This is a genomic window from Vibrio sp. TMPB1044, from assembly GCF_030442075.1.
In the GTDB taxonomy this organism is placed as follows: domain Bacteria; phylum Pseudomonadota; class Gammaproteobacteria; order Enterobacterales; family Vibrionaceae; genus Vibrio; species Vibrio satsumensis.
In genome coordinates this window covers 76,654-96,069 of the sequence record NZ_JAUJED010000012.1, presented here as the reverse complement: position 1 = coordinate 96,069, position 19,416 = coordinate 76,654, and the positions used below count along the sequence as shown (strand labels likewise).

General features: G+C 44.8%; 17 protein-coding genes. 10 read left to right on the top strand and 7 right to left on the bottom strand.

Annotated elements, in window-relative coordinates; translation table 11 throughout:
* Positions 1–38: 38 nt before the first annotated feature.
* Together QQ041_RS07085 and QQ041_RS07080 are read right to left on the bottom strand one after the other, a co-directional pair.
* Positions 39–1,013 carry a ParB/RepB/Spo0J family partition protein gene (locus QQ041_RS07085; RefSeq protein ID WP_285953427.1) on the bottom strand — a complete coding sequence of 325 codons (975 nt, stop codon included), beginning with the start codon at positions 1,011–1,013 and terminating at the stop codon, positions 39–41.
* Between the two features lie 5 nt (positions 1,014–1,018).
* Positions 1,019–2,236, bottom strand: coding sequence for a ParA family protein (locus QQ041_RS07080; protein WP_285953426.1), 1,218 nt, complete (start codon positions 2,234–2,236; stop codon positions 1,019–1,021).
* Between the two features lie 1,261 nt (positions 2,237–3,497).
* Here QQ041_RS07080 and QQ041_RS07075 point away from each other — a divergent pair.
* Positions 3,498–5,477, top strand: coding sequence for a replication initiator protein RctB domain-containing protein (locus QQ041_RS07075; RefSeq protein WP_086714653.1), 1,980 nt, complete (start codon positions 3,498–3,500; stop codon positions 5,475–5,477).
* 381 nt (positions 5,478–5,858) lie between these two features.
* On the opposite strand, the gene QQ041_RS07070 is transcribed toward QQ041_RS07075, so the two are convergent.
* Genes QQ041_RS07070 through QQ041_RS07060 form a run of 3 tightly spaced genes read right to left on the bottom strand, consistent with a single transcriptional unit; the run spans position 5,859 to position 8,140 of the window.
* A complete protein-coding gene (locus QQ041_RS07070) occupies positions 5,859–6,377 on the bottom strand; it encodes a transcriptional regulator (protein WP_285953425.1) in 519 nt (172 codons plus the stop codon).
* A complete protein-coding gene (locus QQ041_RS07065; RefSeq protein WP_285953424.1) occupies positions 6,374–7,306 on the bottom strand; it encodes an ATP-binding cassette domain-containing protein in 933 nt (310 codons plus the stop codon). Before QQ041_RS07065 ends, QQ041_RS07070 begins: the two co-directional genes overlap by 4 nt.
* A 9-nt stretch (positions 7,307–7,315) precedes the next feature.
* A complete protein-coding gene (locus tag QQ041_RS07060) occupies positions 7,316–8,140 on the bottom strand; it encodes an ABC transporter ATP-binding protein (protein ID WP_146492671.1) in 825 nt (274 codons plus the stop codon).
* Positions 8,141–8,502: 362 nt separating this feature from the next.
* Here QQ041_RS07060 and QQ041_RS07055 point away from each other — a divergent pair, with 362 nt between their 5' ends.
* Positions 8,503–8,697, top strand: a complete 195-nt coding sequence (locus QQ041_RS07055) for a PA3496 family putative envelope integrity protein (protein WP_004736928.1) — start codon at positions 8,503–8,505, stop codon at positions 8,695–8,697.
* 190 nt (positions 8,698–8,887) lie between these two features.
* The gene (locus QQ041_RS07050; RefSeq protein ID WP_261886730.1) at positions 8,888–9,448 is read left to right on the top strand and encodes an NADAR family protein; all 561 of its coding nucleotides are present in this window, start codon (positions 8,888–8,890) and stop codon (positions 9,446–9,448) included.
* A 211-nt stretch (positions 9,449–9,659) separates the two neighbouring features.
* Here the strand turns inward: QQ041_RS07050 and QQ041_RS07045 are convergent, their stop codons facing one another.
* Positions 9,660–10,418 (bottom strand): ABC transporter substrate-binding protein, encoded by a 759-nt coding sequence (locus tag QQ041_RS07045; protein WP_285953423.1) that lies wholly within the window; start codon positions 10,416–10,418, stop codon positions 9,660–9,662.
* A gap of 88 nt (positions 10,419–10,506) precedes the next feature.
* On the opposite strand from QQ041_RS07045, the gene QQ041_RS07040 reads away from it, so the two are divergent.
* Positions 10,507–12,912, top strand: a complete 2,406-nt coding sequence (locus QQ041_RS07040; protein ID WP_285953422.1) for a response regulator — start codon at positions 10,507–10,509, stop codon at positions 12,910–12,912.
* Positions 12,913–13,027: 115 nt separating this feature from the next.
* Here QQ041_RS07040 and QQ041_RS07035 read toward each other — a convergent pair whose 3' ends face one another.
* Positions 13,028–13,756, bottom strand: coding sequence for a UTRA domain-containing protein (locus QQ041_RS07035; protein ID WP_146492667.1), 729 nt, complete (start codon positions 13,754–13,756; stop codon positions 13,028–13,030).
* Between the two features lie 211 nt (positions 13,757–13,967).
* Between QQ041_RS07035 and QQ041_RS07030 the strand changes: the two genes are divergently transcribed.
* The 6 genes from QQ041_RS07030 to QQ041_RS07005 all read left to right on the top strand — a co-directional run bounded on the left by QQ041_RS07030 (position 13,968) and on the right by QQ041_RS07005 (position 19,355).
* Positions 13,968–15,050 (top strand): ABC transporter substrate-binding protein, encoded by a 1,083-nt coding sequence (locus QQ041_RS07030; RefSeq protein ID WP_285953421.1) that lies wholly within the window; start codon positions 13,968–13,970, stop codon positions 15,048–15,050.
* Positions 15,051–15,112: 62 nt separating this feature from the next.
* Entirely contained in the window at positions 15,113–16,000 is an 888-nt protein-coding gene (locus tag QQ041_RS07025) for an alkaline phosphatase family protein (RefSeq protein WP_285953420.1), read from the top strand.
* A complete protein-coding gene (locus tag QQ041_RS07020) occupies positions 15,997–16,890 on the top strand; it encodes an ABC transporter permease subunit (protein WP_285953419.1) in 894 nt (297 codons plus the stop codon). Before QQ041_RS07025 ends, QQ041_RS07020 begins: the two co-directional genes overlap by 4 nt.
* A complete protein-coding gene (locus QQ041_RS07015; protein ID WP_285953418.1) occupies positions 16,890–17,675 on the top strand; it encodes an ABC transporter permease in 786 nt (261 codons plus the stop codon). Before QQ041_RS07020 ends, QQ041_RS07015 begins: the two co-directional genes overlap by 1 nt.
* The gene (locus QQ041_RS07010) at positions 17,675–18,694 is read left to right on the top strand and encodes an ABC transporter ATP-binding protein (protein ID WP_285953417.1); all 1,020 of its coding nucleotides are present in this window, start codon (positions 17,675–17,677) and stop codon (positions 18,692–18,694) included. The genes QQ041_RS07015 and QQ041_RS07010 overlap by 1 nt, the downstream gene beginning before the upstream one ends.
* A gap of 1 nt (position 18,695) precedes the next feature.
* Positions 18,696–19,355: an HAD family phosphatase gene (locus tag QQ041_RS07005; RefSeq protein ID WP_285953416.1), complete on the top strand. Its 660-nt coding sequence runs from the start codon at positions 18,696–18,698 to the stop codon at positions 19,353–19,355.
* The last annotated feature ends 61 nt before the right edge of the window (positions 19,356–19,416 follow it).

Sequence of the window (19,416 nt, the reverse complement as noted above, 5' to 3'; positions counted from 1 at the left end):
ATAAAGCGGCTTTAGAGTAGTAATGAAAAACTGTCGACTTAGTCGAGCTTCGATTGTACGAAAGCGAGGATTTCTTCCATTGTCGCATCATCAATTTTCTTAAGGTTCAACGCCAAGTTTGAACCCTTACGGCTGTATGATGCGCGCCCTTTAATAAGCTCAACTTTTGGAGACGCTTTCTTCGCTGGCGCTGGCGCCAATTCAAGAATCCAACCTTCCAAAGTTTCTGTCACGTCTTTAGTTAGACGAGTTACGCCTTGAGCTTCACTACGTTGCCAAACAAAACCTTCAGAAGCATCACACTTAATCAGCAATGTTTGTTGTTGTTCACTCGTCAATCCACCAAACTGCTTGTGCAGTTTAACAATCGTTGGACGACCAAGGTCACTCACATTAGGGTAAGCTTGTAGTAATTCAAGTGGCAAAGCCGCCGCTTTTAATGCGCCACTCACCAAAGCTTCACTGCACTGGAACATTTTCGCGAGTGCTTTTTGATCTTCAGCTTCGCCTTTATCTAGCTTCGCTTGCATCTCTTTGCCCTTCTCATACAGAGAAAGTGGTTTGTGAGCGTTTGCAACATCAGATAAGAACTTAGCGTGTTCGCCGTTAATGCTTTCGGCAACGTAGATAAGGAACTCTTTGTCGGCCAAAATACATGACATACGACGACGGCTACCGTCGAGAACTTCAATCTTGCCGTCTTTGTTCTTACGACCAACCGCTGGGTATTGCTGGCCGCGTTCTTTTAACGTAGTCAGTATGTCTGAAAGCGCATGTTCATTTAAGAAAGATTGCTCACGGGCATTCTCTTCAAAAACAACCGTTCGAGTCGCCACTTCAGAAGCAGGAATTCGAACCAATTCAAATGAAACCAATTCTTCGCCCGCAACTGAAAGTTCAATCACTTGAGCCTGTTCTTTAGCAGCAGTTTGCGCCTCTTGAGGCGTTGCTACACGACGTTTGTTAGCTTTACCAAATAGCTTTGCATTTAAGTCAGATGTTTTAATTGCCATTGTTGTTATCCCTGATTAAGTGAAGGCCAGTTGCTGTGTAATACGCGCTCTAATTCTAGAGCACTTTTTTGTACTGCGTCTTGAGCGACAGCCAGAGTTTTCTTACCACCTTCGAAGTCGCTAACCGTGAGATCGAAAACCGTGCTGTAAGTATCGGCACAGGTTTCAAAAGCACGGCTTCTTGGAATCGTCGCCATCATAACTTGGTCATTCAGCAGGTAGTTCATTTCAGTGAGAACCGAAACCTGCTTCTTGTTGTCATCTTCGAACATGGTTGGCATAAGGCGAACAAACTCAAGCCCTTTCCAATCGTCCGGGAACATCTCGTACACCGTTGGTAAGTGCTGGAAGAAGTTAACCGTTGAAGCCCAGTCCAAACGCTTTGCAGCACATGGAATCAGAAGAGCGTTCGACGCGTACATTGCGTTCCACACTAGTGGATCTACGTGTGGGCCGGTATCAATCATAATCACATCAAAATCATCGGCGATTTTGTCGATAAGCTTCTCTTTCAGAAGACGAACGATATCAAGTGACTGATCTTGAGACAGGCTTTGCCACGCTTCAGCGTTAAACATCGCATCTTCTGGGAATGCAGAGATTGTCTTTAGGTTTGGATACTGAGTTGGCAAGAGTACGTTTTTGCGAAGAAACTCTAGGTCAACTTCTTGGCCTTCAGGCACGTTGTCCAACATGATATCAACGGCAGAATAAATACTGTCGTGCTCTGCACCACTGATTTGTGGGTTAAGGAACAGACGCAGAGAGCCCTGTGGATCCAAATCAATCAGACAAATGCGGTAGCGCTTGTCTAAATTCAGAGACAAACAAGCCGCTAGGTGAACCGCTGTCATTGATTTACCTGTACCGCCCTTCTGGTTTTGTACGTTGATAATCCAAGGTTTGTTGTCTGCATGCTGTTTGCGTTGGTGGAACTTTGGCACTTCCGCCGCGTCCATCAGCATGTGAGCTTCAGTCAATGAAATCGAGTAATGATTGGCGTTGTTCTTTGTGAACTGGTGACCATCCGCTTCAAGCTTGGTAATCGCCTCATCCAATTTTCGACGAGTTAAGCCAGAACGAGTCTCCATCATAGCTTTAGACATTGGAGGGAAATGTTCATCACTTCGCTCTTCCAGAATAATCTCAATTCGGTCAGCCTGAACTTGTTGAGTTTGTTCGGCCAGCTGATAGAGCTTATCAATCGTTTGTTCTCTTTTCATTGCCAGTTTCCGTAATGATTAACTAAGTACAAATTGTACAGCGATTAACAACAAACACAACAAAAACATGAACATACATTTATGAGTAAAATCACATAAAATAGACTGTATTTTTACAGTTTGATGAAACAACGGCTAAGACAAACACAAAAAATGACCGTTTTTGTTATGTATAACCATGCTATTTCTGGCTTACATTTGAAATGTTACAGCATCACTTATTTACAATGTAAATGCAATTCCATCAAAAAACCTTCGGAACGATTGAAATACGACCGTAGATTACGGTTCATGTGATTTGCATTCGAAATTGTGAGCTTTTCAACCGAGAAGTAGTCAAAACCCAAAAATAGCATCGCAAATACGAAACCACGACGAGGTGAAGCGTCACTAGATAAAAGAGAGTTGAACCTAACACGGAAGAATGATCATGGAATACATCACGCGTAAGAGAATTGATAAGGCGTCATTACGAAGCATGATCAAGGTGTAAACTCAGCAATATTGATCCGCACGAGTGACTGTTCGAAATGATCAACTTCCGGAAAAATGATCAAGTAAATATAGTTCCGGAAGCATATAATTTAGGAGCTAAGTTACGGACAAATGCTTTTGCAATGGGGATTCAAGGCCTATAAGGCCTCATTGCTTGGAAATTCAATCTGCACAGACTCAGAATACAGAAACATGACAATTTCGTGATCATGCTTCCTAGATAATGCACGTCCGCTTTAATGACATCCGAGCCAGCCGTTAACACTAACTTCAGAACAAACTTTGTACGTAATAGGGTGGGAACGATAGAAAAGAGCACTTACTTGATCATTGTTCCGATAGATAAGCCATTAAAACTATCCACATTGACGAGTTAGAAGTGACTCAACAGACCATATTCAATTATGGACTGTGGATAAGCTGTACAAGTATAATGATCATGCTTTCGAACCAATAATGATCATGCTTACAATGGCTTAATGATCATCGTTCTGATGCTTTGTGATCATGCTTTCTTCTGTTTAATGATCATAGTTTCGGACTCTTTATGATCATGCTTTCCAAGCGGTTTTTTTTTTATATTTTAAATTCAGCAACTTAAGCGCAAGTTTACGTCCAGATCATTAGATCACTTAATCATTTAAGATCATATTAATCAAAAAGATCAGTTATTTAAAAGCCAATAAATTCTCTTTATTTATGATCATTCTTTCTTTATCATTCAGGAACTATAGTGAAATTACGGTTAGTGTGATACGGATCAAAAATGAAACCAGAAGAGAAATTGTTAATTAAGGCACGAAGCCACAAAGATGGTCATTTATTTGAGGTATCTGAAACAGCCGTTGAATGGATAGAACAATATCAACACTTCAAAGGTGTCACCAAAAGCATAGTTGAGCTTCTTAACCTAATTTCACTTCGTGGGTTTAGCAGCAAAGACGGATACGTTTCAACCACCGAGATTATTGAATCAACCGATGGTCAAGTCACTCGCGCGGCCTTACAGCAAAGGCTAAGAGCCGCAGTAAATATTGGATTGTTCAAACAAATCCCCGTTCGCTTCGAAGAAGGCCTTGCTGGTAAAACCATGCTGCACCGCTTTGTGAACCCAAACCAATTGATATCGGTACTGGGTGCCACCAGCTTGGTGACAGAAAGCGTGAAGCAAAATGAAAAGCAGAAGCGTTCTAAAGCACTAGCTCAAACCAAAGTAAACAAACGCTTACTCAATGAGCATGGACTTAATACTCCCCCAACGATGAAAGATGAAGCGGATCAATTCATTGTTTCGCCAACCAATTGGGCGGGGATTATTGATCAAGCGTTAGCGCCACCTAGAACTCGCAAGAGCTATCAAAAATCCATGGTCTCGATCTCTGGCACTCGAGCTGTGATCGAGACACGATCTTCTAAAAATATCATGACAGTTGACGATCTGATGACGCTATTCGCGTTATTCACACTCACGGTTCAATATCATGATCATCATCAAGATGATTACCATCTAGACGCGAAGCATACACCGAACAAAACTCCACTCTACATCACTGATATTTTGTCTTTACGTGGCAAGAAAGACAGTGGTCCAGCACGTGATTCGATCCGCGACAGTATTGATCGTATCGAGTTTACGGATTTCCAACTGCATGAGCTTACTGGCCGTTGGCTTAGTGAGAACATGCCAGAGGGCTTTAAGAGTGATCGTTTCCGATTCTTAGCTAGAACCATTACCGCATCGGAAGAGGCTCCTACAGAGGGCTCTGACGGCGAAATTCGCATTAAACCGAACTTATACATCCTGGTTTGGGAGCCTTCTTTCTACGAAGAGCTACTGACGCGTGATTATTTCTTCCTATTTCCGCCAGAAATTCTGAAACAACATACCTTGGTCTTCCAAATGTATTCGTACTTTAGAAGCCGTATGGCACGCCGTCATTCAGATTGCATGTTGCTCAGCGAGCTTAACCAGAAGTTGGCGCGTAACATCGATTGGCGTCGTTTCTCAATGGATCTGATCCGTGAGCTTAGAAAGCTTGGTGAAGCCGGCGATCAAGAAGATACTTTCCTGGTTAACCTTTGGGGTTATCACTTGACGATCACCGCGTTGATCGAAAAAGGCAAAACGACGGATTATCAAGTAGATATTAAATGTAATGTGGAAGAAGTATTACGATATTCAAGAGCGCGTACTACCAACGCCGGTAAGCGTAATATGGCGCCAACGCTGCCGAATCCACTTCGTAACGAGATGGTGTCTAAGCAGAAGCTGGAAGAGTTGTCTGAGATTATCGACGGTGAGTTTGAGCCCATTCAGCGTAAAGCACCGTCGCCAAGAGGTAAATTAGGACGTCGAGTTAAGCAACGTAAACATTCTGTTGAGATCAACGCTGACGAGATCATGATTACTCTCTCTAAATATACCTCTGCAGAGGCTCTAGAACGCAGTATAACGGCTTTATCCGCAATGACAGGGCACTCACATGCCTCAATCAAAGAAGAGTGCTCAGAGCTCATTGAGAAGCTTGATTGGTTGAGAGTAGGGGAAGACGTTATTCCGTACGAAACACTGAGTCGTTTGATTGAGCTTTACAACGACCGTGATAGCACCAGCAATCGACACTTGTCCATTGAACGTTTGATCTCTGGTTTAGCTGTGCGTCGTAAAGTGTGTAAACAGGTTCACGAAGGTCACCTTGACGAAAACGTGTTCCTTGCGCTCGATGAAATGGCGATTGGCCACTAGTTATTATCCTGTAGCGATAAGCCTGTATTTACCGTTGATGAATGGATAGTTTTGAACACATTAGATACTGATTAAAATCGCACCTAACGCTGACAAAGTGATGACAAAGTAACGCACCCAGTTGATTATTATTTATTCCGAATAGACAACCTTTGTCCTTTCTTATGATTAATAGATTGGCTCATATTTTGTTACATCATACTGAATAGATTTTTGCGAGTTCCTAAGGGACTCGCTTTTTTTTGCCTGAAATTCAGTGAATCATTAAAATTCAATAGCTTATAGAATTAAACTCCGAAGCATGATCAAGGCTAGATCATGCTTTCTACGGATCTAACTTTGATGAGATTTTGATTTGATGTTTGATCGAGAAGGACTTGATCAGTGGAGGTGGCGTTGAATACTACCTTGATCATTGTTTCGGGGATGGGTTGTCATAAAACGCACATGCGATTCGATCAATTTCTCTGACTCTGCTTTCCAACGTGGTTTTTGCTGTTGGTTCGTAAACTCCAAAGCCAATACACACAAGTGTTGTAGCCGTTGTATACACCACTCTTGTAAGGCTGGTTCTGATTTTGGGTCACATGACACGGCTTGCAGCTTGCTATAGGCAAACATCAGGTATTGGTAGGCCTTTTCTTGATGGCTTGAGTTGATGGCCTTCTGTGAAGCCAACTTCGGATTCGATAAGTCAGCGAGGTGGCGATAGAAAGTAAAGATTCTCAGACATCCGTCTAGCCAACATGCGATGCCTTTGCTTTGTTCATCCGTGATCAAAGGCCCCCAGAGTGCATCTGGAGGCGTTAAGATCAAAGGTTCTAACCGTTCCACTTGATCATGCTTTCGGTCTTTGTACCAATCTCCGACTCGCTCTAACCAAGTGTCTAGTTCATTCATGCAACATTATCCCACTGTTTTACAAAGTGATTATCAGCAACTTGCTTGATTTCATGCTGTATTTCGCTGCTCTGCTCTCGAATACGATCGGCGTCTATGGAATAGTTTGGCTCATTTTTTACGAGTTCGCCAAATGGCAGATCAGGATCCGGCACTGCAGAGATCAACAACTTGGTATATGGGTGCTGCGGATTAGTTAAGATCGACTGAGTTGATCCCCACTCAACGATCTGTCCTTTGTACATCACTGCGGTCTCTTCTGCGATGTAATGAGCGGTCGCAAGGTCGTGAGTAATGTATAAGAAGCCTATCCCAAGCTCTTTCTTCATTTTTTGCATGAGATTGAGCACGCCAAGTCGAATTGAAACATCCAGCATCGAGGTTGGTTCATCGGCAAGAATGACTTCGGCCCCAACCGCAAGCGCTCTGGCTAGGTTAACCCGTTGTCTTTGGCCGCCACTGAGCTCGTGAGGATATTTGGCGAGCGTTTCGACGGGTAACTCCACCAGCGTGAGCAACTCTTTAAGGCGTGCTTCTAGAGCTGCTTTATTGGCGACTTGCTTATGAATCTTAAGCGGGCGAGTTAAGTGGTGCTCTATGGTGTGAGTGGGATTAAGTGAGCCAAACGGGTCTTGAAACACCATTTGCACGCGGCTGCGGTAATCCAAGATATCTTTGCGGCTCTTGAGCGTAGAGATGTCTCTGCCGTTGAACAAGATCTCTCCTTCTGTCGCAGGGTAAACCTTGGTCATCAGCCTCGCGCAGGTGCTTTTCCCGCAACCGGACTCACCAACCAGTGCCAGCGTTCTTCCTGCATATAGGTCGAAGCTCACGCCGTGCAGCGCTCTGAATATCTCTTCTTTGCCAAATCCACCGCCAACAGTGAACTCTTTGACGAGGTTTTTTACTTGAAAAATAGGTTGTGACATAGAGCTCTCCTAGCACGCTGTCGCGTGAGCATGTTCGTGAATATTAGGGAAAGAACTCCATAGCTTTTGGGTGTAGGAGTGCTGCGGATTGTTGCGAATCTCGTAGGCTTGATTGACTTCAACGATTTGGCCATGGCGCATGATGGCAATGCGGTCACACAGTTGGCTCATTAACGCTAAGTCATGAGTAATAAAGAGGATTGAGAAGCCAAACTCCTCTCTGAGTTGGTGTATCTGCTGCAGAATTTCACGTTGTACAACCACATCCAAAGCTGTAGTTGGCTCGTCCATAATGATCAGCTTAGGGTTGAGGGCGAGGGCAATGGCAATCACTAAACGCTGACGCATGCCGCCACTGAATTGGTGAGGGTATTCCGTGAGTCGGTTGCGCGGAATGTTTACCAAGTCGAGTAACTTTTCTGCGCGATCTTTGGCTTGTTCATTGCTCATGCCTTTGTGGTGGCGTAGCACATCAGCAAATTGTTCTTCGATGGTTAATACAGGGTTGAGTGAATTCATTGCACTTTGGAACACCATAGCAATCTCGCTCCAGCGCAAGGTATTCAAATGACTGTCTGATAAGCTCAGCAGATCTTGTCCACCAAACAATATTTGGCCTCCGGATATGAACGCGGGCGGCTTATGCAGACGGTTAATGGCAAACGCGATGGTACTTTTGCCACAGCCAGATTCCCCGGCTAAGCCAAAAATTTCACCTTGGCCTATGCTAAAGCTGACGGATTTGACCGCGTTGAAATCACCGTCATCGGTGATGTAATCGACACATAAATTCTTCACTTCGAGAAGTGGTGTATCTGAAATTCCCACAGACATGATAAATACTCAGTTATGATATTGATAACTATTATCATTAACATGTGTTGGATTTAGTGAAAGCGATCAGCACAAAAAGAATGAAGTGCCTCGAAATTTATCTTGGGTTATTTCACGAATTTTCAGCAGAAAAGAAGCATTGAAAGAGGGGAAAATGAGAGTTGGATCAAACCACATTTCTTATGGGGAATCTTTTAAATGTAATTGCAGAAAATGGCTTTGGCAAAGTTTAAATGAGGCATTTATTAATTAGCTTTGTGAAGCGTCGGAATCATCACATTTCAGTACAGATTTTCTTAACAAGCGAAATAGCATTTGCTACAGATTACCTGTCCATTACATGGTGCTTTTCGGAGGAAAACATGTCCATTAATTCTATCAACCATGATGAAATGACAAATATTGCAAACAAGTGGGATGCTGAAGAAGAAGTATCTTTCAAACCAGAAAAGAAAATGAAGTCCGCTGAAGCTCGTCGTCGTATCGAGGCTCTAAGAGAAATTAGAGAAAGCGGTTTGAGTCTGGAAGAAGCGAGGGAGCTAGGTCTTATTCACTAATAATCCCCATTGCATTTAGAAGGGTGGCACCATGCCACCCTTTGATTTATAAGTGCTTTTCCATAATTCCTGTCTATGTAAAATCAATAGCTTGATTCCCTTCTCTAGCTTGCAGCTTCGCTATGCCCTTTTTGATATCACGTCCTTCAGACTAAAAACACGCCCATGGCATACTCTTTACTCAAGTTGTTTGACAGCAATATGCAACGCCACTAATTTTAAAGTTAAAGCAAAAATATGCGATGTCGTTGGTAAGGAGAAGGCTATGTCTAATTCTGTGGCTCAAGCCAAAGAAGTGCTATTTTATGAACCTGAAGATCCAAACGGATACCTATCAAATTTTGCAGCTTGCCCCATCAAGGTTGATGATCAAATTTGGGCAACTAGTGAACACTATTATCAAGCCATGAAGTTTTCCTGCGAAGTACTTCGCAATACTATTCTGCAAGCTAGCACACCTGCTGAAGCATTCTCTTTGAGTCGTGATTACGAAGACCAAGTTCGTGAGGATTGGTATGAGATTCGCGTTGAAGTGATGCAGTTCATCGTCACCGAGAAGTTCAGACAGAATCCGCAGTTTGCGCTGTTTCTTACCAATACCGGAGATTCGGTGATCAAGGAGCATTCACACAAAGACCATTTTTGGGGCGATGGCGGCGATGGAACTGGCGAGAACCATTTAGGCAAGATTCTGATGGCAGTGCGTCAACAGCTTCGTACTCAGCAACTGCATTTGATTGCTGCGCATTAATCCATTGACCTACGGTTGTTCCAAATTAAGTAGGTCGATTACGGGTAAACTCTTTTAGCCCTTAAAGACGAATCGAAAAGGCCGCCCTATTTAGCTTGTGTGCTTAACAGGGCGGCCTTTTAAGTTTAAGAGCGAGCTAGGCATAGAAGAGAGCTAAAGTGCGTTACCTAAGCTATACGGTGACGCTGTGTTTATAGTGGTTCTGATGTTGCTATAAGTAACTCTGTACGATGTCGTTGAGCTGCCCATCGTCTTTCATCTGGTCTAGACGTTGGTTAATGAAGGTTTGCAGTTTAGGGTCCATCTCAGGGTCGAACGCCAAATGGATAGGGTAGTTATTTATGACAGAACCAAACTCTTGCATCTGGTAGTCATCAATACTCAGCTTCTGCTCGTTTAGGTTGTATTTGATTCGTGATTCCATTTCAACAAATACTGTATCACCAGGTGCACGGTTCAGGACTCGAAAAGCCGCGCTGTAATCCTTAACTCGAATCTCGTTGAGCTTGCCTTGTTGGATGTAAGGTTCTAGGTTCGGATACTCAAACCCCACCAGTAATACCACTGCTTTTCCGTCTAAATCATCAATTGTATTGAACTCAAAGGGCTTCTTACCGCTGCTGAGTAACACATGTTTTACATTGTAAATTGGCTCTTCAGATAGGTTAACAGACTGGATGTTCCCCCAACTCGGACTGCCATAGGTTACCCAGTTTGGGTTCTCTCTCGCATCGAGTTTGTCGATCATTCGATTAAATGGGTAGGTGTGGTACTTGATCTCATACTGGCTGTCATCGAATACCGCTTCAACGATATCAGAAACCATTCCTCTGTGAGATGACCCGTCAGTTTCGATCTGAAAAGGTTGCGCTTGGCTCGCAATAATGTAGTAGTGAAGAGGTTCGCTTGCAAGAGCATAACTGCTTGAAAACAAACTGACTATGGATGCAACGATAAGATGTTTTTTCATAACCTTCCCTAGTTATTTGATGAATGACTACTATTATACTAGTTGAGTAATTGTAGTTTGCTAGGATAACAATAATGGTAATTTGTGTATGGTGAAAAAAGGAAAACGCTATATTGGACTCTCCCGACAGTTGATCGGGACTATCATCGCAATTAGTACCTTATTCACAGTTATAGTGACAGGTCTCGGGTTGTATGTAGAGTATCAAAGTCGAGTTTCTTTTATTAGTTCTCAGATCGAACAGGTTAAGGCTGGCTATCTTTCTGGCTTAACAGCGAGTTTGTGGGTTGAAGATCGAGAGCAGTTGCTTGTGCAAGCTGAAGGCATCTCTCGCCTCCCCTCAGTTAGCTATCTTCTTATCGAAAGCCCTGATGAAAAAATTCTAGAATTAGGTAAAAAGACTGAAGGTCAGTCTTATTCTCAGTCTTGGGAAATGGTTCACCAAATGGCGGGGACAGATTTCCCATTGGCGACGCTCACGGTGCAATCTGATTTGAGCATGATCCTCAATGACTTTGAAGAACGCGTACTATTACTACTCGCCTTCGAAGCCGTTAAAATCTTCTTGTTGTCTCTGGTGTGTCTAACGATAGTGTATCGCCTCGTTGTGAAGCGTTTAATGACCATGTCTTCCCAGATCAATCAGCAACGAGTAGAAGACAACAAACCGCGTTTTTTAACACCAACCGATTCGACTTACAAAGATGAGATCTCGACGCTAGAAAGCAGTTACAACCAGTCAATTGAACGCATTCGTCAACAGTACCAAGAACTGGAAAAAGCCAAAGATATCGCCGAGGTGGCTAACCGTAACAAAAGTGAATTCCTGGCTAACATGAGCCACGAGATCCGTACCCCAATGAATGGGATTATCGGGCTGTCGTCTCTGCTTTCTGAAATGGATATGCAGAAAGAGCAGAAAGAGTATGTCAATATGCTCAACACCTCTTCACTTACCCTGCTAGACCTGATTAATGACATTCTCGATTATTCGAAGATTGAAGCGGGGCGACTAGAGCTTCAGCAAGAGCCGATGAAAATGATGGGCATTGCGGCCGACGTTGAGTCAACCTTCCGAGTAAAAGCGGAACAGAAAGGACTTCGATTCCAATTGGCGATCGACCCTAAGATCCCAACCATGGTGATCGGTGATGGTACTCAACTAAGACAAGTCCTAAATAACTTAGTCGGCAACGCAATTAAATTTACTGAGCATGGTCATGTCACGCTCTCGCTTCGTTTGGAAGAAGTGGTTGAGCCTGAGCAAAAACTCAGAGTGAAGTTCGAGGTTGTCGACAGCGGCATCGGTATTGCAGAAGACAAACAGCAATCGGTATTTGATAAGTTTCAACAAGCCGACGGCAGTACCACGCGTATTTACGGAGGCACTGGGCTTGGTCTAACAATATGCGAGAAGATAGTGACATTGATGGGCAGTAAGCTTGAACTAACCAGTGTTGAAGGTCAGGGCAGTACATTCTATTTTACGGCTGACTTTGACCCATGTTTAGAAGCCGACGAAAGCAATATCGATTTCACTAAGGTTTCGGTTTTGCTAGTGGATGATAGCCAGCTGAACATGCGTATAACGTCTACACAGCTTCAATCCTTCGGCGTTAAGTCTGAGTGCTGTGAAACGGCAAACCAAGCGTTAGAGTTGGTTTCAGAGTCTGTGGCTAAGTCATCGCCATACGATTTAGTGCTGATTGATAAAGTGATGCCGTCGGTTGATGGCTTCCAACTGGCAAGAAGCTTGGTCGAGCGCTTTGGTAGCGAGTGTCCTAAGTTAGTGATGATCTCCGCCGACCCAAGAAAGCAAGATGAAGTTCGCGCGAAACAAGTCGGCTTTGTCGCTTACATCGCTCGCCCTTATCAAGACAATCAACTTAAGTGGACCATCAGTGAGGTGCTTGCGAGAGCCGCTGATACTTCAACCTTCACCTATCCAAATCGAGGCGAGGTGGCGTTTAAAGACAATGAACCGGTACCAGTCACCAAACCTGCGACTGTTGCTAAGCCAGCACAACCAGAGAAAACGGCTTTAAAAGAAGAACCAAAACCTGCGGCGGTCACAACCTCTTTTAGTGGCAAAGTCTTAGTTGTGGAAGATTCGAGAGTGAATCAACAAGTGGCCAAGATGATGCTTAAGAAGCTCGGGTTTGAAGTCGACATTGCCGACAACGGTAAAGTTGGAGTCGATAAATTCAAATACAATGAATATGTGATGATATTTATGGATTGTCAGATGCCGGTTCTTGATGGTTTTGAAGCAACCAAACAGATCCGAGCACTCGAAGAGGGGACGTCGAAACATATCCCAATCGTAGCGCTGACAGCCAATGTAGTGCAAAGGGATAAGCATTTGTGCTTTGATGTGGGCATGGATGAGTTTTTACCTAAACCGGTTAACCAAGGCAAACTGAGAGAGATCGTAGCGAGTTTTTTGTCGGATAAGAGCGAGTTAGCGGGAGAAGGTGAACAGAAGATTGTTTAGTCTGTGCGCCATTACATCCGATTGTTAAACCTCAAAACTCCGACCTAATCCGTCGGAGTTTTTGTATATGCTAGCTTTACTTCCTCCCTTATTGCGAGACCTAAGCCATACGGCGTTACCCGATGCTATCAATGTGGATCACCACAGAATCTGGTCGCCAGTATTCCAATTCACAGTCCATTAGCTCGCCATCTTGTTTGTAGTTTACACGGCAGATCTTCAGCACTGGCTGACCTTCAGCTAGGTTTAACGCCTTAGCGACATGCGCAGGAGCGGAAGTGGGAATGACATCAAAGCGTGATCGTTTGGTCTCGTAGCCGTATTTTTCTCGGTAGATTCCCGTCAGCGACATGGTGAGATTTTCCGACAATACTTTCTCAAATAGCGGTGCTTTCAGTACGTTTTCAACGAACAGTACCGCTCTACCATCAATAAAGCGTAATCGCTCAATCACGTGTATTGGCGTTATCTGCTCTATCTCTAATGCTTTGGCGTAGTCGCCAGCCGCCATCTCTGTGCGAGTGCTCAGCAGTCGTGTTTCTGCAATGCGATCTTGTTCGCGAATCATTTGATGAAAGTGAGAACGAGACAATGGATTGTAGCGAATACGTTCGGGTGACACATACCAGCCTCGGCGCTCCTCTCGGTATATTAGACCTTCAGTTTCTAACGACACCAATGCATCTTTGAGCGTGATTCGTGTGGTGGAAAACAGTTCGCTGAGCTCTCGTTCGGATGGCAGTTTTTGTCCCTCGGTGAAGATACCCGATTGAAGTTGTTCTCTGATGCTCGCCTTAATTCTACCTAGCTGTGTCCCTGATTGCGCTGTTGCCAATGTTCTCATTGCTGATCTAGTCCATAAGTTCGTGTGCTCAATAAGGTAAACCATGGAGTTAACAGGAATGTGACAGTAAACAAAGGCTTACTGTCATATGAGTGAAATATAACTGCCACGAAAATACACTCTAACTGTCAAATAAGTTGCGCGAAAGCGTCACACTTTGGCGATAGCATACAAAACGAACTTACTGACCTAGTCCAGAGGGATAGAGACAATGAAAACTTTGCTTAGCCGTTCAACTGTATCGCCAGCCAAACTGATTGGCGCAACGCTAATAACGGCAACACTTTCAATGCCAGCGATGGCGAAGGATGCCGATCTTGAGTCACTGATTGAAGCTGCTCAAAAAGAGGGTGCGGTTTACAGTGTGGGCATGCCAGATAGTTGGGCAAACTGGAAAGGCATATGGGCTGATCTGAAAGCGAACTACGGTTTGAAGCATCAGGATACTGACATGAGCTCAGCACAAGAGATCTCGAAATTTGAAGCGGAGAAAAGAAACGCAACCGCAGATATCGGTGACGTTGGCTTCGCCTTTGCACGTGTTGCGGTGAAGAAAGACGTGACTCAGCCATACAAGCCAAGTACTTGGAATGATATTCCGGACTGGGCGAAAGACAAAGATGGTCACTGGGCTCTGGCTTATACGGGCACTATCTCGTTTATATCAAACAACAACCTTGTTAAAGACGCACCAAAATCTTGGAGTGACCTACTCGAAGGCGATTACAAAGTCACTGTAGGTGACGTAGGTGTCGCAGCACAAGCTAACAACGCGATTCTAGCGGCGGCATTTGCGAATGGCGGTGACGAGTCGAACCTAAAACCGGCGATTAAGTTCTTTGGTGAACTAGCGAAGCAAGGTCGCCTATCTTACACAGATCCAAGTATTGCGAACCTTGAAAAAGGCGAAGTGGAAGTAGCGATCATGTGGGATTTCAACGCACTGAACTACCGCGACAAGATTGACCGTGAGCGCTTTACCGTAAACATCCCACAAGATGGTTCAGTGATCTCTGGTTACACCACCATCATCAATAAATATGCAAAGAACCCGAATGCGGCGAAGTTGGCTCGTGAATATATCTTCAGTGACCAAGGCCAGATCAACCTAGCAGAAGGTTACGCGCGCCCAATCCGTAGCAACGTTACGCTTCCTCAATCAGTACAAGACAAGCTGATCTCGAACGAGCAATACAGCAACGTTCACCCAGTTACTGATTTCTCAGCATGGGAAAAATCAGCACGTCGTCTGCCGCGTCAATGGCAAGAAAGCGTCTTGATTCACCAGCAATAACCCCCGCTTAACACGCTACCTGTAGTCGGTGGCTTATAGAAACAAGCAATAGAGAATAGACCATGAGCAATAAGGTTATCCTTGTTGTTCTAGATGGACTGAATTATCAGGTAGCCCGTGATTGCATGGGCTACCTGAACGGTCTTCTAGAGCAAAGTGATATGTATGAAAAGCTGGGCAATTTGCATGAAAAACAGGGCGATTCGTACAATAAACAGAGCACGCAAAAAAACAAGCTGCGCGCCACACTTTACCCAATGCAGTGTGAACTGCCGTCTATGTCACGACCACTGTATGAGTGCATCTTAACCGGAGTTCGCCCGGTTGAGAGCGGCATCGTTAACAACCAAGTCGTACGTTTGTCGAATCACGAATCGATTTTTAGTTTGGCTAAATCACAGGGCAAAGTAACGGCCGCTGCGGCGTATCACTGGGTGAGTGAGCTGTATAACCGATCGCCATTTGATGCGGTGCGTGATCGCTTTACCAACGACGAAACCATGAACATTCAACATGGCTGTTTCTACCACTGGGACCACTACCCAGATGAAGCCTTGTTCTTGGATGCTGAGTATTTGCGTGTAACCCATCAGCCGGACTTCTTGCTGATTCACCCAATGAACATTGACGACATGGGCCACAAGCACGGGTTGGACTCTCGCCAATACCGTAATAGTGCACGTGGCGCCGATATCTACCTATCGAACTACCTTGAGAAATGGGTGGACGAAGGTTATCAGGTGATCATCACCAGTGACCACGGCATGAATAATGACTTATCACACGGTGGCATTCTGCCTGAAGAGCGTGAAGTGCCATTCTTTGTGATTGGCGATAAGTTCACACACCAAGCCTGTTCAGTGAAACAGACCGACATCTGCGGCAGCGTGTGTCAGCTACTCAACCTTGAACACGATAAATCTTACACTCAGGAATTGTTGGCCCTATGAGCAGTTCTGTAATCATGCAGAGCGATGGCTCTGCCCTTAAACCTCAAACCAAATCTTGGTTCAAACGCTTCAAGCCCGCTTTGTGGTTTGCGCCTTTCGCCCTGTTTTTCTACCTGTTCCAACTGGCTCCTATGGTTTGGGTGTTGATCAACAGCTTCTTCTACGACGATGAGCTTTCTTTAGAAAACTACTCTGAAATCTTCGATTCAGCCTTCATGATGCAGGCCTTTGGCAACAGTTTATGGCTGTCGATTTGGTCGAGTATCTTTGGTTTGGCGATTGCGACCCTGCTCGTTTCTTCACTGCGCCGTGTCGACTCTAAAATCCGCGACGCGGTGATTGCCTTTACCAATATGAGCAGCAACTTCTCGGGTGTCCCTCTGTCGTTCGCCTTTATCATCATCTTAGGCACCAATGGTGCAATTACCTTATTGCTCAAGCAGTACGGATTGCTGGGAGACTTCGACTTGTACGGCAAGTGGGGCTTACTGGCGATTTATATCTACTTCCAGATCCCATTGGCGGTGCTGTTGCTGTATCCAGCGTTTGATGCCCTTAGCGACGACTGGCAAGCCGCCTCAGCGCTGCTTGGTGCGAAAACCTGGCAATACTGGACTAAAGTTGCGCTTCCTGTGCTGTCGCCGGCTTTATTTGGCACCTTCATCATCTTGATTGCTAATGCGATTGGCGCCTATGCAAGCGTGTATGCGTTGACCTCGGGTAACTATAATGTGATTACGATTCGTATCGCGAGCTTGGTATCGGGCGATTTGTTCCTAGAACCTAACCTAGCTGCGGCAATTTCCGTGATTCTGATGGCGATGCTGGCCTTTATCACTGTGATTAACCAATGGCTGATCAGCAAAAGCTACGCAGGGAAGAGAAAGTAATGAACACCGTAAATACTCACTTTCATAAAACCGTGGTCTATTCGATCGTTGGCATCATGATGATCCCGATCTTAGCGACCTTCATCTACTCGATCTCTTCGCGTTGGGGCGCCACGATCCTGCCGGATGGTTTTACTCTGGATTGGTACATCAACCTACTGACGGATCCTCGCTTCTTACAAGCCTTTGGTCGTTCACTGTTTATCTGTGTGGCGGCGCTGTCATTGAGTGTGGTGTTGGTTCTACCTGCGATTTTCGTGGTGTTTTACTATTTCCCGAAACTCGACAAGGTGATGAATATCCTCATCTTATTGCCGTTCGCAGTACCGCCAGTAGTATCGTCTGTTGGCTTGCTTCAGCTGTATGCTGATAGCGAAATCTCCTTGATAGGCACGCCATGGATTCTGATTGGTACTTACTTCACTATCGCGCTGCCATTCATGTATCGCGCGATTGCCAACAGCTTTGAAGCTATTAACTTACACGACTTGATGGACGCTGCTCACCTGCTTGGTGCAAGCACTACTAAGGCGTTCTTATTGATTATTCTGCCAAACCTTAAGAAAGGCTTAATGGCGTCGCTGTTCTTGTCGTTCTCGTTCCTACTGGGTGAGTTCGTGTTCGCCAACATCTTGGTCGGTACACGCTACGAGACACTGCAAATTTACCTATACAACATGCGTCAAACCAGTGGTCACTTCACGTCAGCCCTTGTGATGACGTACTTCCTGTTTATTTTCTTACTGACTTGGTTGGCAAGTCGTTTCAGCCAGGGAACAAAATAATGAGCTATGTAAATGCGAAAAACCTCACCAAGAGCTTTGGTGACAACACAGTATTTGAAGACATTGAATTTTCCATCGAGAAGGGAGAGTTCATCACGTTGCTTGGCCCAAGTGGTTGCGGTAAATCAACCCTTCTGCGTAGCTTGGCTGGTTTAAATCCGGTCGATGGTGGCGAAATTTGGGTTAATGGTGAGGAGATTACTCACCAAGTGCCGCAACAGCGTGGCATCGGCATGGTGTTTCAATCTTATGCGCTGTTCCCGAACATGACGGTTGAGGGCAACATTGCGTTTGGCCTCAAGATGAAAAAGCTTGCTGCTGACGAGATTAAGCGCGAAGTCGCGAAAGTGATTGGGCTGGTGGACTTAACGGGCAAAGAGAAGTTCTACCCGCATCAGCTATCAGGCGGTCAGCGTCAGCGTGTGGCTTTGGCAAGAGCCTTGGTGGTTAAGCCTCGTATATTATTACTCGATGAGCCGCTTTCAGCGCTGGATGCGAAGATCCGTAAGCATTTGCGCCAGCAGATCCGAGACATCCAAAAAGATATGAACCTGACCACGATCTTCGTGACTCATGATCAGGAAGAAGCGATGATCATGTCTGACCGCATCTTCTTGATGAACAAAGGCGAGATCGTTCAAGCAGGTACACCAGAAGATATCTACACTCAACCTGCCAATGAATTCGTGGCGGGGTTCATGGGTCACTACAATCTGGTGCAAGCCAACAAAGCTAAGCAGCTGTTTAATATTGAAACCGAGTGGAAGGTGGCGATTCGACCTGAATCTATCTACGTTAAAGAGCAAGGCCGACAATATGGCGAACATATCTCTGCGCCGAAAACCGGTACCATTCGCAATCACCAGCTATTAGGCAATGTGATTCGCTACCAAGTGGACGTTGATGAGTGTGAACTGACGGTCGACCTGCTTAACCGTTCTTCTGAACGACTGTTGGCAAACGGCAGCCAACTTGAACTCCTGTTTAACCTTAACGAAATTCAACCTGTGAGAGCCTAAGATGTTCAAACCTTTGTATGTATTTGATATGGATGAAACGCTGATCAATGCCGATGCAGCGATGCTCTGGAATGCGTTCTTGGTTGAAAAGGGCATTGCCACTGCGCCTAACTTTATTGAAGAAGATAAGCGCTTAATGGGCCTGTATTCGGAAGGTAAATTGAACATGGAAGATTACCTAACATTTTCCATGCAGCCACTGGCCGATATGCCAACAGAGCAAGTCAGCGCATTGGTGGAAGAGTGTGTCGAGCAGCATATTTTGCCTAAGCAGTTTAAACAGTCTAAACCTTTGATTGAACAGCTTGAGAATGATGATATCGACATGTTGATCATTTCAGCCAGCGTGACTTTCTTAGTGGAAGCGGTCGGTCGTCAGATAGGTATTGAGAACGCACTCGGTATCGATTTAGTTGAAAACCAAGGCCGTTTTACTTCTCAAATATCAGGTGTGCCAAGCTACCGTGAAGGTAAAGTAACCCGTTTAAAAGAGTGGTTGGATAATCAAGAAACCAACTACTCAGACATTCACTTTTATACCGATTCAATCAACGACTTACCTTTGTGTGAACACGCTGATTTTGCATATTTGGTCAACCCGTGCCCGCGTTTGAAAGCGTTAGCTGATCAACCGAATTGGTCGATTCTCAACTGGGATTAACGCTTAACCCATCTCTGAATCATGTTCGTCTTAGAACTCATCAAGCCGCTGACTACAGCGG

Excerpts from the sequence above, each read along its gene's own strand:
- QQ041_RS07085 (WP_285953427.1), bottom strand. The coding sequence starts at position 1,013 with ATGGCAATTAAAACATCTGACTTAAATGCAAAGCTATTTGGTAAAGCT.
- QQ041_RS07080 (WP_285953426.1), bottom strand. The coding sequence starts at position 2,236 with ATGAAAAGAGAACAAACGATTGATAAGCTCTATCAGCTGGCCGAACAA.
- QQ041_RS07075 (WP_086714653.1), top strand. The coding sequence starts at position 3,498 with ATGAAACCAGAAGAGAAATTGTTAATTAAGGCACGAAGCCACAAAGAT.
- QQ041_RS07070 (WP_285953425.1), bottom strand. The coding sequence starts at position 6,377 with ATGAATGAACTAGACACTTGGTTAGAGCGAGTCGGAGATTGGTACAAA.
- QQ041_RS07065 (WP_285953424.1), bottom strand. The coding sequence starts at position 7,306 with ATGTCACAACCTATTTTTCAAGTAAAAAACCTCGTCAAAGAGTTCACT.
- QQ041_RS07060 (WP_146492671.1), bottom strand. The coding sequence starts at position 8,140 with ATGTCTGTGGGAATTTCAGATACACCACTTCTCGAAGTGAAGAATTTA.
- QQ041_RS07055 (WP_004736928.1), top strand. The coding sequence starts at position 8,503 with ATGTCCATTAATTCTATCAACCATGATGAAATGACAAATATTGCAAAC.
- QQ041_RS07045 (WP_285953423.1), bottom strand. The coding sequence starts at position 10,418 with ATGAAAAAACATCTTATCGTTGCATCCATAGTCAGTTTGTTTTCAAGC.
- QQ041_RS07040 (WP_285953422.1), top strand. The coding sequence starts at position 10,507 with ATGGTGAAAAAAGGAAAACGCTATATTGGACTCTCCCGACAGTTGATC.
- QQ041_RS07035 (WP_146492667.1), bottom strand. The coding sequence starts at position 13,756 with ATGAGAACATTGGCAACAGCGCAATCAGGGACACAGCTAGGTAGAATT.
- QQ041_RS07030 (WP_285953421.1), top strand. The coding sequence starts at position 13,968 with ATGAAAACTTTGCTTAGCCGTTCAACTGTATCGCCAGCCAAACTGATT.
- QQ041_RS07025 (WP_285953420.1), top strand. The coding sequence starts at position 15,113 with ATGAGCAATAAGGTTATCCTTGTTGTTCTAGATGGACTGAATTATCAG.
- QQ041_RS07020 (WP_285953419.1), top strand. The coding sequence starts at position 15,997 with ATGAGCAGTTCTGTAATCATGCAGAGCGATGGCTCTGCCCTTAAACCT.
- QQ041_RS07015 (WP_285953418.1), top strand. The coding sequence starts at position 16,890 with ATGAACACCGTAAATACTCACTTTCATAAAACCGTGGTCTATTCGATC.
- QQ041_RS07010 (WP_285953417.1), top strand. The coding sequence starts at position 17,675 with ATGAGCTATGTAAATGCGAAAAACCTCACCAAGAGCTTTGGTGACAAC.
- QQ041_RS07005 (WP_285953416.1), top strand. The coding sequence starts at position 18,696 with ATGTTCAAACCTTTGTATGTATTTGATATGGATGAAACGCTGATCAAT.